The sequence below is a fragment of the Pseudomonas oryzihabitans genome, from assembly GCF_024652905.1.
GTDB lineage: Bacteria > Pseudomonadota > Gammaproteobacteria > Pseudomonadales > Pseudomonadaceae > Chryseomonas > Chryseomonas benzopyrenica.
The window spans coordinates 4,625,186-4,651,531 of record NZ_CP102428.1 but is presented as its reverse complement, the minus strand read 5'-3'; the positions used below and the strand labels follow the sequence as shown (position 1 = coordinate 4,651,531).

The 26,346-nt window shown below is 62.9% G+C and carries 23 protein-coding genes; 10 read left to right on the top strand and 13 right to left on the bottom strand.

What is annotated here, in order from left to right; all coding sequences use genetic code 11:
- Positions 1-56: 56 nt before the first annotated feature.
- A complete protein-coding gene (locus NRG74_RS21515; protein ID WP_017640866.1) occupies positions 57-2,501 on the bottom strand; it encodes a Lon protease family protein in 2,445 nt (814 codons plus the stop codon).
- Between the two features lie 228 nt (positions 2,502-2,729).
- On the opposite strand from NRG74_RS21515, the gene NRG74_RS21510 reads away from it, so the two are divergent.
- The 3 genes from NRG74_RS21510 (at position 2,730) to NRG74_RS21500 (ending at position 4,543) form a co-directional block, all read left to right on the top strand.
- Complete coding sequence (locus NRG74_RS21510; RefSeq protein WP_257705276.1) at positions 2,730-3,074, top strand: hypothetical protein; 345 nt, start codon at positions 2,730-2,732, stop codon at positions 3,072-3,074.
- 69 nt (positions 3,075-3,143) lie between these two features.
- The gene (locus tag NRG74_RS21505) at positions 3,144-4,007 is read left to right on the top strand and encodes an EamA family transporter (protein ID WP_257705275.1); all 864 of its coding nucleotides are present in this window, start codon (positions 3,144-3,146) and stop codon (positions 4,005-4,007) included.
- Positions 4,008-4,048: 41 nt separating this feature from the next.
- Positions 4,049-4,543, top strand: a complete 495-nt coding sequence (locus NRG74_RS21500; RefSeq protein WP_017640869.1) for a gluconokinase — start codon at positions 4,049-4,051, stop codon at positions 4,541-4,543.
- 17 nt (positions 4,544-4,560) lie between these two features.
- On the opposite strand, the gene NRG74_RS21495 is transcribed toward NRG74_RS21500, so the two are convergent.
- The 9 genes from NRG74_RS21495 to NRG74_RS21455 form a co-directional block, all read right to left on the bottom strand.
- Positions 4,561-5,355 (bottom strand): thymidylate synthase, encoded by a 795-nt coding sequence (locus NRG74_RS21495; RefSeq protein WP_017640870.1) that lies wholly within the window; start codon positions 5,353-5,355, stop codon positions 4,561-4,563.
- Between the two features lie 128 nt (positions 5,356-5,483).
- The gene (locus tag NRG74_RS21490) at positions 5,484-6,380 is read right to left on the bottom strand and encodes an ABC transporter permease subunit (RefSeq protein ID WP_257705274.1); all 897 of its coding nucleotides are present in this window, start codon (positions 6,378-6,380) and stop codon (positions 5,484-5,486) included.
- Between the two features lie 82 nt (positions 6,381-6,462).
- Positions 6,463-7,371 (bottom strand): ABC transporter permease subunit, encoded by a 909-nt coding sequence (locus tag NRG74_RS21485; RefSeq protein WP_064308087.1) that lies wholly within the window; start codon positions 7,369-7,371, stop codon positions 6,463-6,465.
- Positions 7,368-8,522, bottom strand: coding sequence for a polyamine ABC transporter ATP-binding protein (gene potA / locus NRG74_RS21480; RefSeq protein ID WP_017640873.1), 1,155 nt, complete (start codon positions 8,520-8,522; stop codon positions 7,368-7,370). The genes NRG74_RS21485 and potA overlap by 4 nt, the downstream gene beginning before the upstream one ends.
- A 53-nt stretch (positions 8,523-8,575) precedes the next feature.
- Positions 8,576-9,634, bottom strand: coding sequence for a polyamine ABC transporter substrate-binding protein (locus NRG74_RS21475; protein ID WP_173149200.1), 1,059 nt, complete (start codon positions 9,632-9,634; stop codon positions 8,576-8,578).
- Between the two features lie 149 nt (positions 9,635-9,783).
- On the bottom strand, positions 9,784-10,881 hold the full coding sequence (locus NRG74_RS21470) for a polyamine ABC transporter substrate-binding protein (RefSeq protein WP_017640875.1): 1,098 nt from the start codon (positions 10,879-10,881) through the stop codon (positions 9,784-9,786).
- Between the two features lie 105 nt (positions 10,882-10,986).
- Complete coding sequence (locus tag NRG74_RS21465; RefSeq protein ID WP_257705273.1) at positions 10,987-12,345, bottom strand: aspartate aminotransferase family protein; 1,359 nt, start codon at positions 12,343-12,345, stop codon at positions 10,987-10,989.
- A 22-nt stretch (positions 12,346-12,367) separates the two neighbouring features.
- Positions 12,368-13,726, bottom strand: a complete 1,359-nt coding sequence (locus NRG74_RS21460; RefSeq protein ID WP_017640877.1) for a glutamine synthetase family protein — start codon at positions 13,724-13,726, stop codon at positions 12,368-12,370.
- 34 nt (positions 13,727-13,760) lie between these two features.
- Positions 13,761-14,510 carry a gamma-glutamyl-gamma-aminobutyrate hydrolase family protein gene (locus NRG74_RS21455; RefSeq protein WP_257705272.1) on the bottom strand — a complete coding sequence of 250 codons (750 nt, stop codon included), beginning with the start codon at positions 14,508-14,510 and terminating at the stop codon, positions 13,761-13,763.
- A gap of 406 nt (positions 14,511-14,916) precedes the next feature.
- Here NRG74_RS21455 and NRG74_RS21450 point away from each other — a divergent pair, with 406 nt between their 5' ends.
- Both NRG74_RS21450 and aguA read left to right on the top strand, forming a co-directional pair.
- A complete protein-coding gene (locus tag NRG74_RS21450) occupies positions 14,917-16,293 on the top strand; it encodes a glutamine synthetase family protein (protein WP_007160769.1) in 1,377 nt (458 codons plus the stop codon).
- Between the two features lie 139 nt (positions 16,294-16,432).
- Positions 16,433-17,530, top strand: a complete 1,098-nt coding sequence (gene aguA / locus NRG74_RS21445; protein ID WP_173149100.1) for an agmatine deiminase — start codon at positions 16,433-16,435, stop codon at positions 17,528-17,530.
- A 61-nt stretch (positions 17,531-17,591) separates the two neighbouring features.
- Here aguA and NRG74_RS21440 read toward each other — a convergent pair whose 3' ends face one another.
- The 3 genes from NRG74_RS21440 to desA all read right to left on the bottom strand — a co-directional run bounded on the left by NRG74_RS21440 (position 17,592) and on the right by desA (position 22,060).
- Complete coding sequence (locus NRG74_RS21440) at positions 17,592-18,971, bottom strand: OprD family porin (RefSeq protein ID WP_017640880.1); 1,380 nt, start codon at positions 18,969-18,971, stop codon at positions 17,592-17,594.
- Between the two features lie 804 nt (positions 18,972-19,775).
- Positions 19,776-20,753: a GGDEF domain-containing protein gene (locus tag NRG74_RS21435; RefSeq protein ID WP_064308092.1), complete on the bottom strand. Its 978-nt coding sequence runs from the start codon at positions 20,751-20,753 to the stop codon at positions 19,776-19,778.
- A gap of 113 nt (positions 20,754-20,866) precedes the next feature.
- Positions 20,867-22,060, bottom strand: coding sequence for a delta-9 fatty acid desaturase DesA (gene desA, locus NRG74_RS21430; protein ID WP_068383545.1), 1,194 nt, complete (start codon positions 22,058-22,060; stop codon positions 20,867-20,869).
- 250 nt (positions 22,061-22,310) lie between these two features.
- Here desA and oscA point away from each other — a divergent pair, with 250 nt between their 5' ends.
- The 5 genes from oscA to NRG74_RS21405 all read left to right on the top strand — a co-directional run bounded on the left by oscA (position 22,311) and on the right by NRG74_RS21405 (position 26,345).
- Entirely contained in the window at positions 22,311-22,496 is a 186-nt protein-coding gene (oscA, locus tag NRG74_RS21425) for a sulfur starvation response protein OscA (RefSeq protein ID WP_017640883.1), read from the top strand.
- A 77-nt stretch (positions 22,497-22,573) separates the two neighbouring features.
- Positions 22,574-23,575 (top strand): sulfate ABC transporter substrate-binding protein, encoded by a 1,002-nt coding sequence (locus NRG74_RS21420; protein ID WP_017640884.1) that lies wholly within the window; start codon positions 22,574-22,576, stop codon positions 23,573-23,575.
- Between the two features lie 106 nt (positions 23,576-23,681).
- The gene (gene cysT, locus NRG74_RS21415) at positions 23,682-24,494 is read left to right on the top strand and encodes a sulfate ABC transporter permease subunit CysT (protein ID WP_257705271.1); all 813 of its coding nucleotides are present in this window, start codon (positions 23,682-23,684) and stop codon (positions 24,492-24,494) included.
- A gap of 9 nt (positions 24,495-24,503) precedes the next feature.
- Positions 24,504-25,370 (top strand): sulfate ABC transporter permease subunit CysW, encoded by an 867-nt coding sequence (gene cysW, locus NRG74_RS21410; RefSeq protein WP_068383547.1) that lies wholly within the window; start codon positions 24,504-24,506, stop codon positions 25,368-25,370.
- A 6-nt stretch (positions 25,371-25,376) separates the two neighbouring features.
- Positions 25,377-26,345: a sulfate/molybdate ABC transporter ATP-binding protein gene (locus tag NRG74_RS21405; RefSeq protein ID WP_257705270.1), complete on the top strand. Its 969-nt coding sequence runs from the start codon at positions 25,377-25,379 to the stop codon at positions 26,343-26,345.
- The last annotated feature ends 1 nt before the right edge of the window (position 26,346 follow it).

Genomic DNA, 26,346 nt, shown 5'->3' with positions numbered 1-26,346 from the left:
CGCCGTGCTACTTGGGCTGCGACGCCTTGTACAAAATCCGACCTGCCCCCTGGACCTCAGTTCTCCTCCGCTTCGTTGTTTTTCCCTTTTGCCTTGGAGTTATCACTGAGTTTGTCGGCCAGTTCATCTTCCAGCTCGAGCTCGGCGATTTCCTTGAGACGCTGTACCACGCGCGCATTGACGCTGCCGTCGGGGAAGCGGCCCTTGGCATCAGGCGCCCCGGCGGGCTCGCCCACCAGCAGCGACAGGGCCTCGTCCGCCTGACGTACGGCATAGACATGGAACAGCCCTTCACGGACCGCTTCCAGCACGGTTTCGTCGAGCATCAGGTTGGTGACATTGGCGCGCGGGATGATCACGCCCTGCTCGCCGGTCAGGCCGCGGGCCTGGCAGAGGCGGAAGAAGCCTTCGATCTTCTCGTTCACGCCGCCGACCGGCTGGACCTCGCCGAACTGGTTGATGGAGCCGGTGATGGCGAAGCACTGCTTGAGCGGGGTGCGCGACAGCGCGGAGATCAAGGTACAGGCCTCGCCCAGGGAGGCACTGTCGCCATCGACGTAGCCATAGGACTGTTCCAGGGCGATGCTGGCCGAGATCGACAGGGGGAATTCCTGGGCATAGCGACTGCCCAGGTAGCCGGTCAGGATCATCACCCCCTTGGAGTGGATGGGCTGGCCCAGGCTGACCTCACGCTCGATGTCGAGGATGCCGCTGGCGCCCGGATAGACGGTGGCCGAGATGCGCGCTGGCATGCCAAAGGCGGAGTCGGCCACTTCCAGCACCGTCAGGCCGTTGCACTTGCCCACCGCGGCGCCCTGGGTGTCGATGAGGATGAGCCCGGTGAGCATGTCGTCCAGCACCCGAGCACAGACGCGTCCGGTGCGGGTTTCCTTGGCCTTGAGCGCGCGCTCGACATGGCCCTTGTCGGTGCGCTCGTCCCCGGCCAGATGGCGGATGAAATCGGCTTCGCTGACCAGCTGGAAGAGATCGCCGATACGCGCTGACAGCCGCCCCTGGTGCTCGGCCAGGCGGGCACTGTAGGTGGCCAGACGGGCTACGGCCGCCGAGGTCAGGGGCGCCATGCCCTCTTCCGAGGTGCGCGTCTTGAGCAGCTGGGCGAACTGTTCCAGGCTCTCGTCACGCAGCGGCAGTTCCTCGTCGAAGTCCACCAGCACCCGGAACATCTCCTGGAAGTCCGAATCCAGCTCCTGCAGGGTGTAGTAGATGTTGCGCGAGCCGATGATGATGACCTTGAGCTGCAGCGGGATCTGCTGGGGCGCCAGGCTCATGGCGGTGAGGCGCCCCAGCTCGGCCAGTGGCGATTCCATCTTCAGCTGGCGCGAATGCAGGGCGCGCTTGAGCGCGTCCCAGACGAAGGGCTCGGTCAGCAGCTTGTCGGCTTCGACGATGAGGAAGCCGCCATTGGCACGATGCAAGGCGCCCGGGCGCAGCTGGCGATAGTTGGTGTAGAGCGCGCCCTGATCGGATTGGTACTCGATGCGACCGAAGAGATTGTCGTAGGTCGGGTGGGACTCGAACACCACGGGTGCACCGCCGGTGACGTGGTGGCCGATGATCAGATTGGGCTCGTACTGCTCGCGCAATTCCTTGCGCCGCTGCATGTCGGGCTTGGCGTCGTCGGCCAGCTGCTCGACCACCGTCTTGAGCAGATCCACCTGCATGGCCTGCAGATAGGCGCAGACCCCAGGGTTGTCGTTGTACTTCTCCGACAAGGGCGCCAGCAACGGTTGCAGGGCCTGGATGATGGTGTCTTCGTTCAGGGCGCGCAGCTGGTTGCTCGACTCGCGCCGCCATTGCGGCAGGCTGGACAGTTCTTCGTTGAGGCGTTCTTCGAGGCTGGAGATATCGGCGTGAAAGCGCTCGCGCTCGGCTTCGGGCAACTGGGCGAAGTCGGCCTCATCCAGCGCCTTGCCGTCCTTCATGGGGGTGAAGGCGACATTGTTGGCGTCGCGGTAGAGGGCGATCTCCTTTTCCAGGGCGAGCTTTTCCACCACGTCCAGGGCCTGGTCGTAGCGCTGGTTGAAGGCACGCTCGATCGCGTTCTTCTTCTGCTGGAACGCCGGGTGTTCGAACACCGCCGGAAAGGTGGCCAGCAGGTTGTCGATGAAATGGGCCATGTCGGCCACGAAGGCCTCGCCCTCACCGGGCGGCAACTCCAGGGCACCCGGTGCGCGCGGCTCTTCGAAGTGATTCAGGTACACCCAGTCGTTGGGCGTCGGCTGCCGCTTGGCCTCGGCCTTGAGATAGCGTTGCACGAAGGAGAAGCGACCGGTGCCCGGCTCGCCCATGACAAAGACGTTGTAGCCGGGCCGCGGCATGGCTACCCCGAACTGCAGGGCTTCGACCGCGCGCTCCTGGCCCAGGATGCCGCGGAAGGGTTCGAGCTGATCGGTATCGGCAAAGGAGAATTGTTCGGGAGCGAAGGGGCGGGTCAGCTCATCGGGAGCGAGCCGGAGACCGGCCGCGACGGGATCGTGCATCGTAAGTCCTTGTCAGGCATGCAAGCAGTGTCCGCATTCTGCGACCGGGATGACAGCGGAGGCAAGGCAAGCGGCGCTCCCCTGCATATTTAAACGCAGCGGTTCGAAGAGGCTGACATGACGTCTGTCGGTATTTTCCGACCCCAGCGTTTTTTGACGAAATTCTCACCAGACGCCTACTAAGCTCTCTATAGGGGGATCAGTCGTAGGATCCCGTGAGGAGGCCCCATGGCTGGCTCTCGTCGTTTCATTCAGCTGTTCTTCCTGCTGTCCGCGCTCGCGGCCTGCACCAGTTATCACGACCAACTGATTGCCAAAGGCTATCCGCCGGCCTATGCCGACGGCTTCAGCGACGGCTGCCAGACCGGCAAGCAGGCAGTCAATGGCATTGGGTACGAACACAAGGATGCGCGCCGCTTCGTCGCGGAGAAGCCCTATCAGCAGGGCTGGGACGCGGGCTACGCGCAATGTGTGCAGGTGGCCCAGCGCGAAGAGCAGCAGCGCTTCATCGAGCAGGTCCGGGAAAACCGCGAAGGCGCGGAGCAACTGCATCTGCGCTCCAAAACACGTTGAGGTCGCAGCCATCCTTGCAGCACAGATAGGATGACCTATGCTGGCGGGCCCGCTTGTTGAGCTCAGCCAATGTCCGCCCGTTCGCCGCTGTTCGCCGTCGCCCTGCTGCTGGTCGCCATGACCTCGATCCAGACCAGCGCGAGTCTGGCCAAGACGCTGTTCCTGCGCCTCGACCCGGTGGGTGTCACCACCCTGCGCCTGATCTTCGCCGCCCTGGTCCTGCTGATCGTGCTGCGTCCCTGGCGCAACTTCCGCCGCGAGGCGCTGGGCAGTCTACTGGGCTATGGCATCGCCATGGGCGTGATGAATCTGACCATCTACATGGCCATGCAGCGCCTGCCGATCGGCATCGCCGTCGGCCTGGAATTCGTCGGCCCACTGGTGGTAGCGCTGTGCGCCCTGCGCCGCTGGCTGGACCTGCTGTGGATCGTCCTGGTAGTCGCCGGCCTGGCCGTGCTCCTGCCCTTCGGTCACAACGCCTCGGCGCTGGATCCCCTCGGTACCACCCTGGCACTGGGCGCCGGCGCCTGCTGGGCATTGTACATCGTGCTGGGCAAGCGCGCGGGCGCGGTGCATGGCACCGGCACGGTGGCCTTTGGCGCTTCCATCGCCGCCCTGGTGATTCTCCCCATCGGCATCGTTCACAGCGGCAGCAATCTCTTGCAACCGGAAATCTGGCCACTGGCACTGGCCTTGGCACTGATGTCCACGGCCATTCCCTATGCCCTGGAAATGGTCGTGCTCACCCGCCTGCCGGCCTCGACCTTTGGCACCCTGATGAGTCTGGAACCCGCGCTGGGCGCCCTTTCCGGCTGGGTATTCCTCGGCGAGATCCTGGGTGTCGCCCAATGGTTCGCTCTCGCCTGCATCATCGCCGCCTCGATTGGCGCCACCTGGAGCAGCCGTCTGACCCCGGAGCAAACGCCGCTCTAGGGACTCTATAACGAGGCGAACCCTCACGCGGAGTACCGACGATGATCTATCTGATAATGGGCGTCTCGGGCAGTGGCAAGACCACCCTGGGCGAACTCCTGGCCAGCCGACTGGGCTGCCGTTTCGACGATGCCGACACCTTTCACAGCCAGGCCAACAAGGACAAGATGGCCAAGGGTATCGCCCTCACCGACGAGGATCGCTGGCCTTGGCTGGATGCTATCCACGATGCCATGCAGCAGGCGCGGGCCGAGGGCACCACCCGGGTGTTCGCCTGCTCGGCGCTGAAGAAAGTCTATCGAGATCGCCTGCTGAACGGCCTCGAAGGTGTGCGTCTGCTGTTTCTCAAGGGCTCCCCGGAGCTGCTCGCCGAGCGTATCGGCAGCCGCCGTGGGCACTTCTTCGATCCCAAGCTGTTGCAGAGCCAGCTCGACACCCTGGAAGCGCCCGACCACCTGGAGGCCCAGGTGCTGGACGTGCGCCAGTCGCCGGAGCAACTGGTGGACGAGGTGCTGGAGCACGACCGCAGCGCCTGAGCGCTGCGATCACGGCGTCAGACCGCGACCGGTGCCTTGATGTGCGGATGGGCCTGGTAGCCCTCCAGCTCGAAATCCTCGAAGCGGAAGGCGAACAGGTCCTGTACCGCCGGATTGAGCTTCATGGTCGGCAGCGGCAGCGGTTCGCGCGTCAGCTGCAGATCGGTCTGCTCCAGGTGATTGGCATAGAGGTGGCAATCACCGCCGGTCCAGATGAATTCGCCCGGTTGCAGTCCGGTGACCTGGGCCACCATCAGGGTCAGCAGCGCATAGCTGGCGATATTAAAGGGCACGCCGAGGAAGATGTCGGCGGATCTCTGATAGAGCTGGCAACTCAGGCGGCCATCGGCGACATAGAACTGGAACAGCGCATGGCACGGCGGCAAGGCCATCTCGTCCACCAGCGCCGGATTCCAGGCCGAGACGATCAGGCGGCGTGAATCGGGCTTGGCGCGGATCATGTCCACCACCCCGGCGATCTGGTCGATATGGCGACCATCCGGTGCCGGCCAGCTGCGCCACTGGTAGCCGTAGACCGGGCCCAGTTCGCCATTCTCGTCGGCCCACTCGTCCCAGATGGAGACGCCGTTGTCCTTGAGATAGCGGATGTTGGTCTCGCCCTGCAGGAACCACAGCAGCTCGTGGATGATGGATCTGAGATGGCACTTCTTGGTGGTGACCAGGGGAAAGCCCTCGGCCAGATCGAATCTCATCTGGTAGCCGAAGACGCTGTAGGTCCCGGTGCCGGTGCGGTCGCTCTTGAAGGTGCCGTGTTCGCGCACGTGGCGCATCAGGTCGAGGTACTGTTTCATGGCGGGAGCGCTACCTGGCAAAAGCCAAATGGTATCAAATCGCGCCCTGCGGGAGCGGTCGCGCTTGTCGCAGCCAGCAGCGGGGCACAAAAAAAGCGGCCCGAAGGCCGCTTCTCGTCGCTTAGCTCTTAGCTGTTGGCCGGCGGCGCCGTGAGGGTCGCCGTCTCGCGCTCGCGCTGGGTGATCTCCGAGGCCGTGGCGTCCATGGCCTCCTGCAGCCCCTGCAGGCGCTTCTTCTCGGCACGCCGGGTGAAATACCAGGCGAAGAAGGTGAACAGCGAGACCGCCAGCAGGATCAGGCTGGCAATGGCATTGATCTCCGGTTTCACGCCCAGGCGCACCGCGGAGAACACCTCCATGGGCAGCGTAGTGGAGCCGGGACCGGACACGAAGCTCGCCAGCACCAGATCGTCCAGCGACAGGGCGAAGGACATCATGCCACCCGCCGCCAGCGACGGCGCGATCATGGGAATGGTGATCAGCAGGAACACCTTCCAGGGCCGGGCACCCAGGTCCATGGCCGCCTCTTCGATGGACAGGTCCAGTTCGCGCAGGCGCGAAGAGACCACCACCGCCACATAGGAGGCGCAGAAGCTGGTGTGGGCGATCCAGATGGTGGTCACGCCGCGGTCCTGCGGCCAGCCGATCAGCTGCGCCATGGAGACGAACAGCAGCAGCAGCGACAGACCGGTGATCACCTCGGGCATCACCAGCGGCGCCGTGACCATGCCGCCGAACACGGTGCGGCCACGGAAGCGCGGGATCCGGGTCAGCACGAAGGCCGCCAGGGTCCCGAGGATCACCGAGGAGATGGCCGTATAGAAGGCGATTTCCAGGGAGCGGAACACCGCACTCATCAGCTGGGTGTTGTCCAGCAGACCGACGTACCACTTCACCGACCAGCCACCCCAGATGGTCACCAGGCGTGACTCGTTGAAGGAGTAGATGACCAGGATGACCATCGGCAGATAGATGAACAGCAGTCCGAGCACCAGCATCAGGTTGGTGAACTTGAGGCCTCTCATAGCTTGCCCTCCAGTTCCTTGGCTCGGCTCCAGATTGGAGAGCCGATTGAACAGCACGATGGGCACAGAATGGCTGTCTGGCTCACAGCTTGCCCTCCAGTTCCTTGGCTTGGTTGCGATTGAACAGCACGATGGGCACGATCAGGATCAGCAGCATCACCACGGCCAGCGCCGAGGCCACCGGCCAGTCACGGTTGTTGAAGAATTCCTGCCAGAGCACGCGGCCGATCATCAGGGTCTCCGGGCCACCCAGCAGTTCGGGAATGACGAACTCCCCCACCGCCGGAATGAACACCAGCATACAGCCGGCAATGATGCCGTTCTTGGACAGCGGCACGGTGATCTTCCAGAAGCTGGTGAAACGACTGGCACCCAGGTCGCCGGCGGCTTCCAGCAGGGTCAGGTCATGCTTCACCAGGTTGGCGAACAACGGCAGGATCATGAACGGCAGATAGGAATAGACGATCCCCAGGTACACCGCGAAGTTGGTGTTGAGCATCTGCAGCGGACTGTTGATGATGCCCAGATTCATCAGGAAGCTGTTGATCAGGCCATTGGTGGAGAGCAGCCCCATCCAGGCATAGACGCGGATGAGAATGGCGGTCCAGGTCGGCATCATGATCAGCAGCAGCAGCACCGTCTGCTTCTCGCGACTGGCGCGGGCGATGGCATAGGCCATGGGATAGCCGATCAGCAGGCAGATCAGGGTACTGATGCCGGCCATCTTCAGCGAGCCGAGATAGGCATCCAGATACAGCGGATCGCCGGCGAACATCAGGTAGTTGCCGAAGTTGAGCGCGATATCCAGTTGCTGATCGGCGTAGCTGAACAGCTCGGTATAGGGCGGGATGGCCACGTCCGCCACCGAGAAGCTGATCTTGAGCACGATCAGGAACGGCAGCAGGAAGAACAGGAACAGCCAGACGAAGGGCACGCCAATGGTCAGGCGGCGGCCATCGAGCAGGCGCTTGAGCAAGGGAGGTCTGGTCATGCTTGCAGTACCACGCCGCTGTCGTCTTCCCAGTACACCACCACGGCGTCGTCCCAGGTGGGTCGTTTGCCGAGACGCTCGGCGTTGGCGATGAAGCACTGGACGATGGGCCCGGTCCCCAACTTGACGTGATAGACCGAGTGCCCACCCAGGTAGGCGATGTCATGCACGGTGCCGCTGCACCAGTTGTAGTCGGGATGCTCGTGATCCGCCGGCAGGCTGGTGCCCATCAGCAGCTTCTCGGGCCGCAGGGCGAAGGTGACCTGCTTTTCCTGGGCGCGGGTGCTGATGCCGTGACCGATATAGATCGGCCGCTCCAGTTGCGGACTGTGGATGATGGCATGGTCGGCGCCATCGTCGGTCAGCTCGCCGTCGAAGATGTTGACGCTGCCGATGAACTCGCAGACCAGCCGGCTCGCCGGGGTCTCGTAGATGTCCATGGGGCTGCCCACCTGGGCGATCCAGCCCAGGTGCATGATGGCGATGCGCTCGGCCATGGTCATGGCCTCTTCCTGGTCGTGGGTCACCATCACGCAGGTCACGCCCACGCGCTCGATGATTTCCACCAGTTCCAGCTGCATCTGCGAGCGCAGCTTCTTGTCCAGGGCGCCCATGGGCTCGTCGAGCAACAGGAGCTTGGGTCGCTTGGCCAGGGAACGCGCCAGGGCCACCCGCTGGCGCTGGCCACCGGAGAGCTGGTGCGGTTTGCGCTTGGCGTACTGGGTCATGTGCACCAGCTTGAGCATCTCGGCCACGCGGGCGTCGATCTCGGCCTTGGGCAGCTTGTCCTGCTTGAGGCCGAAGGCGATGTTCTGCTCCACGCTCATGTGCGGGAACAGCGCATAGGACTGGAACATCATGTTGATCGGCCGCTCGTAGGGCGGCATGTCGGTGATGTCCTCGCCATCAAGGAAGATGCGTCCTTCGCTGGGCCGCTCGAAACCGGCCAGCATGCGCAACAGGGTCGACTTGCCCGAACCCGAGCCGCCGAGTAGGGCGAAAATCTCACCCTTGTTGATGGTCAGGGAGACGTCGTCGACAGCGACGGTTTCGTCAAATTTCTTGGTGACCCGGTCGATCTTGACCAGGACTTCCTTGGCTTTCTTGTCGCCGGTGGCGGCTTTCTTGAAGGCACTGGTGGCGGTCGCCATGTACATCTCCCAGGAAAATCGGGGACCGGCCGGGCCGGTCCGCTTAGCGTTGGTTATTTGCCGGACTTGACCCGCGTCCAGCTACGGGTTTCCAGGCGCAGGAGTTGCGGGGGCAGCTCCTTCATGACGTACAGCTTGTCCATCACCGCCTGAGGCGGGTAGACGGTTTCGTCCTGCCGCAGCTCGGCATTCATCAGCTCGCCCGCCTTGGGATTGGGGTTGGCGTAGCCGACATAGTCACTGACCTTGGCGATGACCTCGGGCTGCAGCAAATAGTTGATGAAGGCATGGGCCTCCTTCACGTTCTTGGCATCCTTGGGGATGGCCAAGAGGTCGAACCAGAGGTTCGCGCCCTCCTTGGGAATCGCGTAGCCGATGTTGACGCCCTTCTTCGCTTCCTCGGCACGCGAACGTGCCTGAAAGACATCGCCGGAATAGCCGAAGGCCACGCAGATGTTGCCGTTGGCCAGGTCCGAGATGTACTTGGAGGAATGGAAATAGGTGATGTAGGGCCGCACCTTGAGCAGCTGTGCCTCGGCCTTCTTGTAGTCGTCAGGATTGGTGCTGTTGGGATCGAGTCCCAGGTATTGCAGTACCGCCGGATAGACCTCATCGGGCGAATCCATGAAGGAGACGCCGCACTTGCTCAGCTTCTTGAGGTTCTCGGGTTCGAACAGGATGGCCCAGGAATCGAGCTTGTCGGTACCCAGCGCGGCCTTGACCTTGTCGACATTGTACCCGATGCCGTTGGTGCCCCACAGGTAGGGCACGCCGTATTGATTGCCCGGATCACTCTTTTCCAGTTGCTTGAGCAAGGCCGGGTCGAGATTCTGCCAGTTCGGCAGCTGACTCTTGTCCAGTTTCTGGAAGGCGCCCGCCTTGATCTGCTTGGCCAGGAAGTTGCTCGAAGGCACCACCACGTCGTAGCCGGTGTGGCCGGCCAACAGCTTGCCTTCGAGGGTTTCGTTGGAATCGAATACGTCATAGACCGGGGTAATGCCGGTGGCCTTCTGGAAGTCTTCCAGCGTGGTCTCGCCGACGTAATCGCTCCAGTTGTAGACACGTACCGTCGGGTCGGCGACAGCGGTTCCCATGACGGTCAGGGTCGTCATGGCCAGCAGGGTTTTACGCAACGAAAGCACGGGCGGCTCCTTTCATGATGGGCATCGACGGCGACACCCTTTCAGCGGTCCATACAGACGTACGGCACGCCGGAGCGACTCCGGCGTGCCGTCCTTTCAGCCGCACGCGGCGGCAGCAATCACTTGCCGGACTTGATGGTGGTCCAGGTACGGGTCATCAGACGCTGGGTCTTGGCCGGAAGATCCGGGAAGGCATACAGCTTGGTCATGGTTTCCTGGGTCGGATAGATCCCCGGGTTGGTGCGGATCTCTTCGGCCACCAGCGGGGTGGCCGCCTTGTTGCCGTTGGGATACTGCACATAGTCGCTGACCGCCGCGATAACCTTGGGCTCCATCAGGTAGTTGATGAACTTGAGCGCGCCTTCGGAGTTCTCGGCATCCTTGGGAATGGCCATGGTGTCGAAGAAGGTACCGGCGCCTTCCTTGGGAATGTTGTAGGCCACGGTCACGCCGTTCTTGGCATCGGCGGCACGGGCCTTGGCCTGGGCGATGTCGCCGGAGTAACCGACCGCCACGCAGACGTTGCCATTGGCCAGGTCCGAGATGTACTTGGAGCTGTGGAAATAGGTGATGTACGGACGCACCTTGAGGAACAGCTCTTCGGCCGCCTTGATCTCCTTGGGATCCTGGCTATCCGGCTTGTAGCCGAGGTAGTGCAGGCCGGCGGGAATGATCTCGGTGGGCGAATCCAGCACCGCCACGCCGCAGCCCTTGAGCTTGGAGAGATTCTCGGGCTTGAAGATCAGGTCCCAGGAATCCACCGGGGCATTGTCGCCCAGGGCAGCCTTGACCTTGGCCGGGTTGTAGCCGATGCCGATGGTGCCCCACAGGTAGGGGATGGCGTACTGGTTGCCCGGATCGCTGACTTCCAGGGTCTTCATCAGCTGCGGATCCAGGTTGCTGTAGTTGGGCAACTTGGACTTGTCCAGCGGCTGGTAGACGCCGGCCTTGATCTGCTTGGCCAGGAAGGAGTTGGACGGCACCACCACGTCGTAGCCGGAACGGCCGGCCAGCAGCTTGGCCTCGAGGGTCTCGTTGCTGTCATAGACGTCATAGACCACCTTGATCCCCGACTCCTTCTCGAAGTTGGCGATGGTGTCTTCGGCAATGTAGTCGTTCCAGTTGTAGACGTGCAGGACCTTGGGGTCCGCCGAGGCATTGCCGGCAAAGAGGCCGGCCAGGCTCAGCGCTAGAAGAGTCTTGCCAAAAACATTCATGCGGTGGTGCTCCTCAAGTCATCGTTGGTCTTTTGATTCGGTGCGCGGCCAGCGCCCGCGCGCAGTCTGGCAAGGTCCGCCGCCGCGCTCAAGCCTTGCCGGCCATTAGCCACGTTGACGTAGCACCGCATGGGTCTGATCGAGACTCAGGCGCGCCAGGGTGACGAGCTCGTCGATGGACTCCGGCGTGATGACCAAAGGCGGGGCGATGATCATGGTATCGCCCACCGCACGCATCACCAGCCCATTGCGGAAGCAGTGCTCACGGCAGAGCATGCCCGCCCCACCCTCGTACCGCGTCCGCGTCTTCTTGTCGCGCACCAATTCCAGCGCCGCCACCATGCCGACACCGCGGGTCTCGCCCACCAGCGGGTGGTCGGCCAGCTCGGCCCAGCGTTTCTGCAAATAGGGTGCCGTGGCGTTGCGAACCCGGTCGACGATGCCTTCGTCACGCAGGATGCGGATGTTTTCCAGGGCCACGGCGGCGGCCACCGGATGCCCGGAATAGGTGAAGCCGTGATAGAACTCGCCACCCTCGTCGAGCACCCTGACCACTTCGTCGCGTACCACCACGCCACCCATGGGCACGTAGCCGGAGGTGAGCCCCTTGGCGATGGGCATCAGGTCCGGAGCATTGCCGTAGTACTGGCTGCCGAACCATTCGCCGGTGCGACCGAAGCCGCAGATGACCTCGTCGGCGATGAAGAGGATGTCGTACTTGTCGAGGATCTGGCGCACTCGCGGCCAATAGCTTTCCGGCGGCACTATCACCCCGCCGGCACCCTGGATGGGCTCGGCGATAAAGGCGGCGACACGCTCTTCGCCGACCTCGAGGATCTTCTGCTCCAGCTGATCGGCCGCCCAGACGCCGAACGCCTCCGCACTCATCTCGCCACCTTCACCGAACCAGTAGGGCTGCGGAATATGCACGATGTCGGGCAGCAGACCGCCCTGTTCGTGCATCGCCGCCATGCCGCCCAGGCTGGCGCCGGCCATGGTCGAGCCGTGGTAGCCATTCCAGCGGCCGATGACCACCCGCTTCTCCGGCTGGCCCTTGGTCGCCCAGTAATGGCGCACCAGACGCAGCACCGTGTCGTTGGCCTCCGAGCCCGAACCGGTGAAGAACACGTGATTCATGCCCTCCGGTGCCAGTTGGGCGATGGTCTTGGCCAGCTCTAGCGCCGGCGGGTGGGCGGTCTGGAAGAACAGGTTGTAGTAGGGCAGCTCACGCATCTGGCGACTGGCCGCTTCGACCAGCTCTTCACGGCCGTAGCCGACGTTGACGCACCAGAGCCCGGCCATGCCGTCGAGAATGCGCTGACCCTCGCTGTCCCAAAGGTGCACACCCTCGGCACGGGTAATGATGCGTGCGCCCTTCTCGTTGAGCTGGCGATAGTCGGTGAAGGGCGCCAGCAGGTGCCGACGACTCAGGTCCTGCCAATGTGCGGTGGTAAAGGTAGTCACGAAGCCTCTCCTTGAATCGCGGTCAGACGCTGAGCAGCAGGAATTCCCGCTCCCACGAACTGATCACGCGCTTGTAATTCTCATGTTCGGCGCGCTTCACCGCGACGTAGCCACGGGTGAAACGACTCCCCAGATAACGCTCCAGGGTGGCCGACTGCTCCATGCGCTCCAGGGCGGCTTCCAGGGTCAGCGGCAGGCGCAGGTTGCGGCGCTCATAGCCGCGGCCCTGCACCGGGGCGCTGGGCGAGACGTTCTCGACCATGCCCAGATAGCCACACAGCAGGCTGGCGGCCAGGGCCAGATAGGGGTTGGCATCGGCGCCGGCCAGACGATTCTCAACCCGGCGATTCTGCGGATCGGAATCCGGTACCCGCAGGCCCACGGTGCGGTTCTCCTCACCCCACTCCACGTTGACCGGCGCCGAGGTATCGGGCAGGAAGCGGCGGAAGGAATTCACATTGGGCGCGAACAGCGGCAGCGCCTCGGGAATGTATTTCTGCAGACCGCCGATGTGGTGCAGGAAGAGCTCGCTCATGCTGCCATCGGGGTTGGAAAACACCGTCTTGCCGGTCTTGAGATCCACCACGCTCTGGTGCAGGTGCATGGCGCTGCCAGGCTCGCCGGTCATGGGTTTGGCCATGAAGGTAGCGGTGACGTTATGCTTGAGCGCCGCCTCGCGCAGGGTGCGCTTGAAGACGAAGATCTGGTCGGCCAGGTGCAACGGATCGCCGTGACGGAAGTTGATCTCCATCTGGGCGGTGCCTTCCTCGTGGATCAGGGTATCCAGATCCAGCTCCTGGGCCTCGCACCAGTCGTACATGTCCTCGAACAGCGGATCGAATTCGTTGGCCGCGTCGATGGAAAAGGACTGGCGCCCGGTTTCCTGGCGACCGGAGCGGCCTACCGGCGGCTGCAGCGGATAGTCGGGGTCGTCGCTGCGCTTGGTCAGGTAGAACTCCATTTCCGGCGCGACGATGGGCTGCCAGCCGTGCTCGGCATAGAGTTTGAGCACCTTCTTGAGCAGGTTGCGCGGCGACAGCTCGATGGGGATGCCGCGCTTGTCGTAGGTGTCGTGGATCACCAGGGCGGTGGGTTCCAGCGCCCAGGGCACCAGGAACACCGCGCGATCGTCCGGGCGACAGTGCATGTCGATGTCGGCCGGGTCGAGCAATTCATAGTAGATGTCGTCGTCGACATAGTCCCCGGTCACGCTCTGCAGGAGCACGCTCTCCGGCAGGCGCATGCCCTTTTCGTTGAGAAACTTGGCGGTGGGAGAAATCTTGCCGCGGGCGATGCCGGTCAGGTCGGCTACCAGGCATTCCACTTCAGTGATCTTGCGTTCTTTCAACCAGGCGGTGAGCCGGTCAAGCGGGGTGCTCATAAAGACCTCGAAGGTTCGAGCGGGGTGAACAGCATCAGCGACCGGCAGCGCGCTCCTTGCAGGCCTTGCCGAACGCCTTGAATAAAGCGAGATAGACCGGGTGACTGCGTACCTTCCACTCTGGGTGCCACTGCACACCACAAGTGAAGGCGCGGGCCTCGGGAAGCGAGACGGCTTCGATCAGGCCATCGGGGGCCAGCGCCTCGGCGCGCAACCCCGGCGCCAGGCGCTCGATACCCTGGCCATGGATGGAGTTCACCTCGAAGCGCGTCGGCAGATCCAGGGTCTCGAACAGGCCACCTGGCTGGACCTCGACCAGATGGTGCAAGCCATAGTGTTCTTCCAGAGTCTCGCCGCGCTCGCGGTGATCCATGAGGGAAGCGACCTCATGCACCTTCTGGTGCAGGCTGCCGCCAAAGGCCACGTTCATTTCCTGGAAGCCCCGACAGATGCCCAGCACCGGCACGCCCGCAGCCACCGCGACGCGCAGCAGAGGCAGGGTCACGGCGTCGCGCGCCGCATCGTGCAGGGTGCCGGGCTCGCTGGGCGGGCCCTGGTAATGGCGAGGTTCGACATTGGACGGCGAACCGGTGAACAGCAGACCGTCCAGACGCTCCACCAGGGCCTCGGTAGCGATGAGGTCGGCGAGGGCCGGAATCACCAGCGGCATGCCCTCGGCCCCTTCCACCACCGCGCGCAGATACTTGTCGCCAGCGATGTGAAAGGGATGCAGGCCTAGTTGCCTGGTACAGGCTGTGACACCTATGAGGGGCAGCGCGGACATGGGGCACCGGGTTGAACAGGAATCATCCGAGCCTAGTCTTGTTCGTTATTTTTCACAACCACCGGTAAAAAGTTTCGAGATTCTGCACAGAAGCGGCGCAACAGAGGCGTTCTAGCGCCCATGAATGCGCCAAAAACAGGCACCTGCGCACCACCCCTGAGCAGGCTTTCCGCCAGTTGACTTTGCTCCGCCTTTCGGATTGACTCCAGGGTGGTAACTCCGCTGATTGATATTTTTAACAGGGGCGCTGGCAAAGCGTCGGAGCGCAGGCGAGACCGTCCTCTCAGGTCGCTGTCGGATCGACAGCGGGCACTCGTGCCCTCACTGCGGTTGGCCCACTGGGCAAACAGGCGCATCAGGCGCTAACCGTTTTGTCGAGCGCAGCCAAAAGCAAAGGTGTTTCATCATGTCGGTACCCCCGCGTGCCGTTCGTTTGGATGAAGCGACCGACTTCCTCAGGGAGCACCCTGAGGTCCAGTTCGTCGATCTTCTGATTGCGGATATGAATGGCGTGGTGCGTGGCAAACGCATCGAGCGCAACAATCTGCCCAAAGTCTTCGAGAAAGGAATCAACCTCCCCGCTTCGCTGTTCGCCCTCGACATCACCGGCTCCACCGTCGAAAGCACCGGTCTCGGGCTCGACATCGGCGATGCCGACCGCGTCTGTTTCCCTATCACCGACACCCTCTCCATGGAACCCTGGCAGAAGCGCCCCACCGCGCAGCTGCTGATGACCATGCACGAGATGGAAGGCGAGCCCTTCTTCGCCGACCCCCGCGAGGTCCTGCGCCAGGTCGTCCAGCGCTTCGACGAGCTCGGACTCACCGTCTGCGCCGCCTTCGAGCTGGAGTTCTATCTGATCGATCAGGAGAACATCAACGGCCGCCCGCAACCGCCGCGCTCACCCATTTCCGGCAAGCGTCCGCAATCGGTCCAGGTCTACTCGATGGACGATCTGGATGAATACGCCGACTGCCTGCAGGACATCATCGACGGCGCCCGCGCCCAGGGCATTCCGGCCGACGCCATCGTCGCCGAATCGGCGCCAGCGCAATTCGAGGTCAACCTCAATCACGTCGCCGATCCGATCAAGGCCTGCGACTACGCCGTACTGCTCAAGCGCCTGATCAAGAACGTCGCCTACGACCATGAGATGGACACCACCTTCATGGCCAAGCCCTATCCGGGCCAGGCGGGCAATGGTCTGCACGTGCACATCTCCCTGCTGGACAAGGAAGGTCGCAACATCTTCGCCGGCGAGGATCCCGAGCAGAACGCCGCATTGCGTCATGCCATCGGCGGTGTGCTCGAGACCCTACCCGCCTGCATGGCCTTTCTCTGTCCCAACGTGAACAGCTATCGGCGCTTCGGCTCGCAGTTCTTCGTGCCCAATGCCCCGAGCTGGGGCCTGGACAACCGCACCACCGCCCTGCGCGTCCCCACCGGTACGCCGGAGGCACACCGCATCGAGCATCGAGTGGCTGGCGCCGACGCCAACCCCTACCTGCTGCTAGCCGGCGTCCTGGCCGGGGTACACCACGGCCTGACCCGGCAGATCGAGCCCGGCCCGGTCACCGAGGGCAACTCCTACGAGCAGCACGAGCAGAGCCTGCCGAACAACCTGCGCGATGCCTTGCGCTACCTGGACGACAGCTCGGTGATGGCGGAGTACATCGATCCGAAGTACATCGACATCTTCGTCGCCTGCAAGGAGCACGAGCTGGAGGAGTTCGAGCACTCCATCTCCGACCTCGAGTACAACTGGTACCTGCACACCGTGTAAGCACCGCCTGCCGACCGGTCCTGCACCGGTCGGCAGGTGCGCTGCAGTACCGCCGGAGCCCTGCGCGTAATCACGCTCGTGGCGCCCTGCCGATCTTTCCCTTTATCACCCACGACGACTCTGGACGGAGAGCTTCGCCATGACCACCCTCACCACGCCGCGTGCCGATGGCTTCCACATGCCGGCCGAATGGGCCGACCAGCGCCAGATCTGGATGGTCTGGCCCGAGCGACCGGACAACTGGCGCCTGGGCGGCAAGCCTGCCCAGGCGGCCTTCACCGCCGTGGCCCAGGCCATCGCCCGCTTCGAGCCGGTCACCATCGGTGCCTCGGCGCAGCAGTACGAAAATGCCCGCGCCCGCCTGCAGCATCCGAACATCCGGGTGGTGGAAATCAGCAATGACGACGCCTGGTGCCGCGATACCGGCCCGACCTTCGTCAGCGACGACCAGGGCGGCGTGCGCGGTGTGGACTGGAGCTTCAATGCCTGGGGCGGCCTGGACGGTGGTCTCTACTTTCCCTGGCAGCGCGACGACCAGGTAGCGGGCAAGATCCTGGCGATCGAGAATCTGCCGGGCTATCGCACCCCGGACTTCGTCCTCGAAGGCGGCTCCATCCATGTCGACGGCGAAGGCACCCTGATCACCACCGAGGAATGCCTGCTCAACGCCAACCGCAATCCACACCTGGATCGTGCGCAGATCGAGCGTTACTTGAGCGACTACCTGGCGGTGGACAAGGTCATCTGGCTGCCCCACGGTCTCTACAATGACGAGACCAACGGCCACGTGGATAACTTCTGCTGCTACGTGCGCCCGGGCGAGGTGCTGCTGAGCTGGTGCGACGACCAGGCTGATCCCAACTACGGCCGGTGCCGCGAGGCCCTGGCCGTGCTGGAGCGTGAAACCGATGCCCGCGGCCGCACCCTCAAAGTGCACCGCATTGTTACCCCAGGTCCGCTGTTCGCCAGCGAGGAAGAATGCCGCGACGTAGACGCCTGCCTGGGTACCCAGCCGCGCCGGGCTGGCGAGCGTCTGGCCGCCTCCTACGTCAATTTCCTGATCGTCAACGGCGGCATCATAGCGCCGACCTTTGGCGTCCCCGAGGATGCCGAGGCCCTGCGTACCCTGCAGGCCTGCTTCCCGGAGCACCAGGTGATCCAGGTCCCCGGACGCGAGATCCTGCTGGGCGGTGGCAACATCCACTGCATCACCCAGCAGCAGCCGACCGGCCGCTGATTTCCGGCGGAAACGAAAAAAGCCCGTCTTTCGACGGGCTTTTTTCTGACCTGAGCGCGGCTTAAAGCAGCGGCAGGGTGTAGCTGACGATGAAGCGGTTTTCGTCCTGATCGCGCTGACCCGGAACGCCCTGGGTGCTGGCTGCCGGCAGGTCGGAGCGCAGCGAAGCGTTACGCCAGGTGAAGCCCAGACCTTTCAGCTGGCCTTCCGGGACCACGTAGCTCAGCGTCAGATCGCGTTCCCACTCCATGTAGTCGCCATTGCGGGTGCGGATGTTATCGCCGTACTGGTAAATGATACCGGCAGTCAGACCCTTCATACCCAGCTGACCGAAGTCATAGGAGTAGCGAGCTTGCCAGGTGTCTTCACCGGAGCGGGCGAACTTGTTGATCTGCAGGTCGGTGATGATGTAGGCGGAAGCGCCATCACCCTGGTTCAGGAAGGGGAAGTCGCTGTTGCCATTGCTACCCTGGTAGCCAGCGCCAAAGGTATGGCCCTTGATCGAGTAGGTGAACAGGGCGCTGTACAGACGGTTGTCCACTTCGCCACGGGTAACGGCGCCAGTGGCGGTGCGGCCGTAGTAACCGCTGGACGCATAGAGCGCGCCTTGGGTGTCGGCATTCTTGTTAGCGCCATCGCCGTTGCTGTCGAAGTAGCGCAGATCGGTCTTGAAGGTACCTTCACCCAGCTTGACGCTGTGGGTCAGACCCAGGAAATGCTGGCTGTAGAAATCTTCCAGCTGACCGAAGTAGTACTGCAGCGTCAGGTCCTTGGTGACCTTGTAGTCGGCACCGGCGAAACGGAACTGGTTGCTGTCACGCGCGGTGGAACCACTGTTGGAGCCCGCGATGGACATTTCTTCGTAGTTGCTGGAAGCACGGCCCTTGACGTGTTCGATCTGACCGGCAGTCAGAGTCACGTCCTTGATTTCCTTGGAGGTCACCTGACCGCCCAGGAAGGTCTGCGGCAGGATACGACCATCGTTGAAGGTGATGACCGGCAGCTTGGGCATCAGGGTGCCGTAGCGCAATTCGGTCTGGGAGATCTTCATCTTGGCAGTAGCGCCAACGGTGCTGAATTCGTCGACGGAGCTGCCGTCGGTTTCACGCGGGAACATGGTGCCCGGCTGATTGGAGCCGTCGGTCTTGCCGGCACGGCCGCCGCCATCCAGACGCAGACCCAGCATGCCGATCGCGTCGACACCGAAGCCAACGGTGCCTTGAGTGAAGCCGGACTGATAATTGAGCAGGAAGCCCTGACCCCATTCCCGGTTGGTCGACGGGTTGGCGGTGCCATTGCGGTTATCGAGATTCTCGTAGAAGTTGCGCAGGCTCAGGGTTGCTTTGCTGTCCTCAATAAAGCCGGCAGCGTTGGCGGCGGCAATGAGGGACAGGTTCAGACAGGCCGCGGAGACCGCGACCACCAGTGGCTTCTTGACCATGTGTGCTCCAGGGGTGAATCGTTGTTATGCAGCCACCAGAGGTGTCAGCGTCTGCTGGTGGTATGCCCGACGGGCCGTGCGGAAGGGAAAGCTAGAGGGCTTTTGTTTCAATTTGGAGAATTATCCCGGGCTTGGTCGACTTTTAATTTGCGACTTCAAGCACAGGTCCCCTGCCACCGTCTTCCACGTTGCGAAAGCTAATTGCAAAAAAGCATTTCGTCTAGCGATACCTCGTTGAAAACCCGCTCTGTGGTCTTCCCCTTAGACTGGTCGGTCATGGCTGTAGGGAACCTTCCCCGCATACCGCACCGGAAAGGCTGGCCTTTCCCTGAAAAAAGGCCAGCTCATAGCCTGCGACTTTCCGCTCTAGGACGGGCTTTTCAAGGCATTGGAAAACCCTTGCAGTCCGTCATCGAATGCTGGATCCAGAGAAATTCCCTGCGCTCTTCAAGGACTTGTAATTTTTTGCTACGGCTTCCAGGGCCGACTCGCCCAGCACATGACACGCCTCGTCCGCCGCGTGAAACCTGACATCTCGCATCACAGTGGTTACGACGCGTTAGCGGCTTGGAAACAGACTTTCCATTCAGCGGGTGCCAACTTGCCGGCTTCCACAAACAGCTGTGGATAGCGTCAGGCTGCCGGGGCAAGAGGGGGAAGAAAGGAGTCCATGCCAGCTGACTGGGGAGAGGATGAAGCTACCGGGCACCGAGGACCAGGCTAGGCTAGGCATGATCGGAACTGGCACGCTGGTATCCGAGAGCCAGACCTGGAGGTACGGCTCTGGAACGTCTGCCAAGGGCTTCAGCCTTGGACGACTTGATCCTTGCCCTGGCGCTTGGCCTTGTACATGGCCTCGTCGGCCCGTACATAAAGAGTGTCGAGGGACTCATCGCCCTCACGCAGGACGGTGACACCCTGACTGATGGTGACCTTCAGCGGCCCCTCGGCGGTGGGTACGGCCAATTGGCGCACGGCGCGCTGTAGTCGGCCCCCGATCTGCAGTGCGAGGTCGCTGTCGCAACCTGGCAACAAGAGGGCGAATTCCTCGCCGCCGATGCGGCCGAACAGATCGCCTCGACGAGTGGTCTGGACCCCGCACTCGGCAACACGCTGTAACACTTGGTCGCCCATCTGGTGGCCGAAGCGATCATTGATCTTCTTGAAGTCATCAATGTCGAGCAGTAGGAAGGCCAGCGGCTCGCCTTCGTTCTGAGCGAATTCGAAGGCGCGCTGGGCACTTTCGAAGAAGTGCCGACGATTGCTGCTGCGGGTCAAGACGTCGGTGGTGGCGAGCCGCTGCAGCTCCTCCTCCATACGCTTCTTGTCGGTGATGTCTTCGGCGATGCCCACCACCAGGAGCGGCATGCCCGCCTCGCTGCGTTGACTGACAAAGCACTTGTCGCTGAGCCAGCGGATTTCGCCATCGGCGCGGATGATGCGGTATTCGCGCGACTCTATGGCGCCTTGCTCTATCACCTGTTCCAAGGTGCGCTGGGCGTATTCGAGGTCGTCCGGGTAGATATTATTAAGCCAGGTGCTGTAGTCGGTCAGTACCAGCGACTGGGAGCGGCCGAAGATCTGTTCGTAGGCGGGGCTGACATAGATGATCTGGCGAGTGCGCCAGTCCAGGGCCCAGAGGACGGCATTGACGCTTTCCAGCAGCGCGCTGAACAGCTGCTCCCGGTCACGCAGGCGATCTGTCTCGGCCCGCGAATGCAGGAGAGCCAGCAGATTCTCTTCCGGAGTGGGAAGAGCAGACAGAGAGGGTTGTTCATCCATATACACATGCGCCTACGCGGGGTCCTGAGGGAGTTAGAGACAGCTGAAACCAGCCTGGTTCAATCCCCGCATAGAGCAGCCCACCGCTTCGGTGGGCTTTTGTGAAGCCTTTCTCAAGCAGTTCCGGCCGGCCGCAGGGAATAGGTTTTCAGCTGTTCGGCGAATTCGCGCAGGGACTGAATGCCGCTCGCTTCGGCTTCGCCGATCCACTGCCGGGTCGCGGCCAGCATGTCGTGGCCGTTGGCGCTGGTCCGCGCCCAGATCTGCTGCAGCGCCAGGCGCTTTTCGTAGATCAGCTTCAGCGCCTGACTGTGCTCGAGCAGTTCGTCGATGCGCACCTGATGGCGAGCCTTGAGCAGACTGGTCTCGCGGGCCAGCAGCCCCCGGGCACGACGGAACAGCGGGCGCTGGGAGGGCGTGGCACTGCCTCGCTCCTGCCGCAGCAGTGGCCCGATCACCTGCTTGCGATACTGGGCCATGATCTGGAAGCGGTTGTTGAGGATGGCCATGGCGGTATCCATATCCAGCTGACCCTTGCCTTCGATGCGATGGGCGATGGGGGCGACGCGATTGACCTTGGCCAGGCGCAGCCAGGTGAACAGCTTGATCCAGGCCCAGCCCATGTCGAACTCCCAGCGCTTGACCGAGAGCTTGGCCGAGTTGGGATAGGTATGGTGGTTGTTGTGCAACTCTTCGCCACCGATGACGATGCCCCAGGGGATGAGGTTGGTGGCGGCATCGCGGCATTCGAAGTTGCGATAGCCCACGGCATGGCCCAGGCCATTGACCACGCCAGCAGCCCAGAAGGGAATCCAGACCATCTGCACGGCCCAGACGGTGAGGCCCAGGGCGCCGAACAGGGCGACGTCGATCAGCAGCAACAGCACCACACCCAGGTTGCGGGTGCGGGGATTGGAGTAGAGCTTGCGCTCGATCCAATCATCCGGGCAGTTCTTGCCATAGATGCGCAGGGTATCGGCGTTGTTCGCCTCGGCCTTGTAAAGCTCGGCGCCGCGCCGGACCACGGTGGCGAGGCCCTTGTGCACCGGACTGTGCGGGTCCTCTTCGGTTTCGCATTTGGCGTGGTGCTTGCGGTGAATGGCGGTCCATTCACGGGTATTCATCGCCGTGGTCAGCCACAGCCAGAAGCGGAAGGCGTGTTTGAGCGCGGGATGCAATTCCAGCGAGCGGTGGGCGGAGTAGCGATGCAGGTAGACGGTGACGCTGACAATGGTCAGGTGGGTCAGCAGCAGGGTGACCACCACCAGTTGCCAGACCGACAGGTCGAGCAGGCCGTTGTAACTCATGGACGCAAAGGACCTCGCGCGGGTTGTGTAGTGCAACTGTCAACTAAAGTTCAGTGAACAGGCGTTCGCGCATTATTGCCAGGGTGGGTGATAAATCCAGCCCTCCCTTTTGCTACACAACGTGTCCTTCACAGAGTGTTAATTCTAAAAACGAATAAACAAAGCATTATTAGCAATTTTAAGAAATAAAGATCAGCCCCCTAAGATGGCGCCACTCTTTCGCCCACCTCTGCACACGAGGACGCCATCCATGAGTTCCGTTCCGTTCCGCAGCCTGGAAAACCAGGACGAAACCGCACTGCTCCGCGATATTCAGCAGGCTTTGCGCGGGCTGAGATTCGGCGCCATCGAGATCACCGTGCACAACGGTCAGGTGGTGCAGATCGAGCGCAAGGAAAAATTCCGGCCCCAGAGCGGCCAAGCCAACAAGCATTGAATTCTCGAGGTCAGCGGACGAGCGGGCACGGTGCCCGCCAGACGGTGTCCGGCTTTCTCACGTCAAGGAGTCTTTTCATGTCGATTCGCCGTTTCGCTCTGGCCGCGCTGGCCGGTGCCCTGTTCGCCACCCAGGTCCACGCCGTTGAATTGCTCAACGTGTCCTACGACCCGACCCGCGAGCTCTATCAGCAGTACAACGCGGCCTTCGCCAAGCACTGGAAGGCCGAAACCGGCGAAGACGTGAGCATCAAGAATTCCCATGGCGGCTCCGGCAAGCAGGCGCGCTCGGTGATCGATGGCCTGCAGGCCGACGTGGTGACCCTGGCGCTGTCCGGCGACATCGATGCCCTCAACCTGCACCAGCAACTGGTCGACCCCAACTGGCAGAAGCGCCTGGCGGACAACAGCACCCCCTACACCTCGACCATCGTCTTCCTGGTACGCAAGGGCAATCCCAAGGGCATCAAGGATTGGGACGATCTGGTGAAGAAAGACGTCCAGGTCATCACGCCCAATCCCAAGACCTCCGGCGGTGCCCGCTGGAACTTCCTCGCCGCCTGGGCCTATGCCAAGGCCAAGTACGGCAGCGATGCCGAGGCGCTGAAATTCGTCACCGAGCTCTATCGCCACGCCCCGGTGCTGGACACCGGCGCCCGCGGCGCCACCATCAGCTTCGTGCAGCGCCAATTGGGTGATGTGCTGATCGCCTGGGAAAACGAAGCCTATCTGTCCCTGAAGGAAGAAGGCGGCGACCAGTTGGAGATCGTCACCCCGTCGTTGTCGATCCTGGCCGAGCCGCCCGTAGCCGTGGTGGACAAGGTGGTCGACAAGAAGGGTACCCGCAAGCAGGCCGAGGCCTATCTGCAGTATCTCTACAGCCCCGAGGGTCAGCGCATCGCCGCGCAGAACTTCTATCGTCCTCGCGATGCCAAGGTGGCGGCGGAATTCAAGGATCAGTTCAAGCCGGTCAAGCTGGTGACCATCGACCAGGAATTCGGCGGCTGGAAAGCGGCGCAACCCAAGTACTTCGCCGACGGCGGTGTGTTCGACAAGATCTTCGCCGACATCAACAAGTAGCACCGCAGCCGGGACGGCTCACGCTGACCGGCCCGGAACAGGTATCGTTCCACCCCTCTGCGCCCTGGCGAATGCATCGCCGGGGCGCCTTGCAGAAGGACGCCTCATGTCTCGCCGTCTCTCCCCGGTCATACCCGGCTTCGGGTTGACCCTGGGCTTCTCCCTGACCTACCTCGCGCTGATCGTGCTGATCCCGCTGGGCGCCATGTTTCTCCATGCCAGCCAGCTGAGCCTAGGGCAATTCTGGTCGCTGATCACCGGTCGCCAGGTGTTGGCCGCGCTGCAGCTGTCCTTTGGCACCGCCCTGCTCGCCGCCTTCGTCAACGGCATCCTCGGCACCCTGCTGGCCTGGGTGCTGGTGCGCTACGAATTCCCTGGGCGCAAGCTGATCGATGCCATGGTCGACCTGCCCTTCGCCCTGCCCACCGCGGTGGCCGGCATCGCCCTGACCGCGCTCTATGCGCCCAACGGCATGATAGGTTCGCTGTTTCCCTTCAAGATCGCCTATACCCCGATCGGCATCACCCTGGCGCTGATCTTCGTCACCCTCCCCTTCGTGGTGCGCACCCTGCAGCCGGTACTGGCGGACATTCCCAAGGAAATCGAGGAAGCCGCCACCTGCCTGGGCGCGCGCCCCTGGCAGGTGTTCCGCTACGTGCTGGTGCCAACCCTGCTGCCGGCCTGGCTGACCGGTTTCGCCCTGGCCTTCGCCCGCGGCGTGGGCGAGTACGGCTCGGTGGTGTTCATCGCCGGCAACATTCCGTTCAAGACCGAGATCCTGCCGCTGCTCATCGTCTCCAAGCTGGACCAGTACGACTACACCGGCGCCACTGGCATCGGCGTGTTCATGCTGCTGGTGTCCTTTGTCATGCTGCTGCTGATCAACATCCTGCAGCGCCGCATCCAGCCCAACATCTAAGGAGTCCGCATGAGCCTCATGACGTCGACCAAGGCGGATGCGCGCGCCAACAAGCAGCGCACGCCGGTGGCCATCGCGCTGATCGCCAGCGCCTGGCTGATCTTCCTGCTGATCCTGGTGCTGCCGCTGTACATGGTACTGAGCCAAGGCCTGGCCAATGGCATCGGCGCCTTCTGGGACGCCATCAGCGAACCGGACGCGATCTCGGCCCTCAAGCTGACGCTGTTCGCCACCGCCATCTCGGTCCCCCTGAACCTGGCCTTCGGCCTGGCGGCGGCCTGGTGCGTCACCAAGTTCGAGTTCACCGGCAAGAGCCTGCTGATCACCCTGATCGATCTGCCCTTCTCGGTCTCGCCGGTGATCGCCGGTCTCATCTATGTGCTGCTGTTCGGCGCCCAGGGGCTGATGGGCCCCTATCTGCAGAGCGTGAACGTGCAGATCGTCTTCGCCGTGCCCGGCATCGTACTGGCGACGATCTTCGTCACCTTTCCCTATGTGGCCCGCGAACTGATCCCGCTGATGCAGGAACAGGGCACCCAGGAAGAAGAAGCCGCACGGCTGCTGGGCGCCAGTGGCTGGCAACTGTTCTGGCACGTGACCCTGCCCAACGTGAAATGGGCGCTGATCTATGGCGTGGTGCTCTGCACCGCGCGGGCCATGGGCGAGTTCGGCGCGGTGTCGGTGGTCTCCGGCCACATCCGCGGCCTGACCAATACCCTGCCGCTGCACATCGAGATTCTCTACAACGAATACAACATCGTCGCCGCCTTCAGCGTGGCGATCCTGCTGCTGATGATGGCCCTGGTGATCCTGCTGCTGCGGCAGTGGAGCGAGAGTCGCCTGAGCCACCAACTGCAGCACCGTGACGAGGAATAAGGCGCCATGAGTATCGAGATCCAGGATATCAACAAGAGGTTTGGCGCCTTCCAGGCGCTCAAGGACATCAACCTGCACATCGAGAGCGGCGAACTGGTCGCCCTGCTCGGCCCCTCCGGCTGCGGCAAGACCACCCTGCTGCGCATCATCGCCGGCCTGGAAGCACCGGACACCGGCAACATCGGCTTCCACGGCGAAGACGTCTCCGGACGTGACGTGCGCGATCGCAACGTCGGCTTCGTCTTCCAGCATTACGCGCTGTTCCGCCACATGACGGTGTTCGACAACGTGGCCTTCGGCCTGCGCATGAAGCCGCGCCGGGAGCGGCCGAGCGAGGCGCAGATTGCCAGCAAGGTGCACGAACTGCTGAACATGGTGCAGCTCGACTGGCTGGCCGACCGCTATCCCGAGCAACTTTCCGGCGGTCAGCGCCAGCGCATCGCCCTGGCTCGCGCGCTGGCGGTGGAGCCCAAGATCCTGCTGCTCGACGAACCCTTCGGCGCCCTGGATGCCAAGGTGCGCAAGGAGTTGCGCCGCTGGTTGGCACGGCTGCACGAGGAGATCCACCTGACCTCGGTGTTCGTCACCCATGACCAGGAAGAGGCCATGGAAGTGGCCGACCGCATCGTGGTGATGAACAAGGGGCAGATCGAGCAGGTCGGCTCGCCCGGCGAGGTCTATGAGCAACCCGCGAGCGACTTCGTCTACCACTTCCTGGGTGACTCCAACCGCCTGGCCCTGGGTGAGCAGGAGGTGCTGTTCCGTCCGCACGAGGTGGAGTTGGAGCGCGAGCCACGGCCGGGTTATCACGCCGCCGAAGTGCGCGACATTCGCCCGCTGGGCGCCATCACCCGGGTGACCCTGAGGGTGCCGGAGCAGACCGAGGTGATCGAGGTGGAACTGGTCAAGGACCACCCGGCGTTGGCTGGCCTGCAACGCGGTGCGCCGCTGCATTTCCTGCCGCGTACGCCCTGAG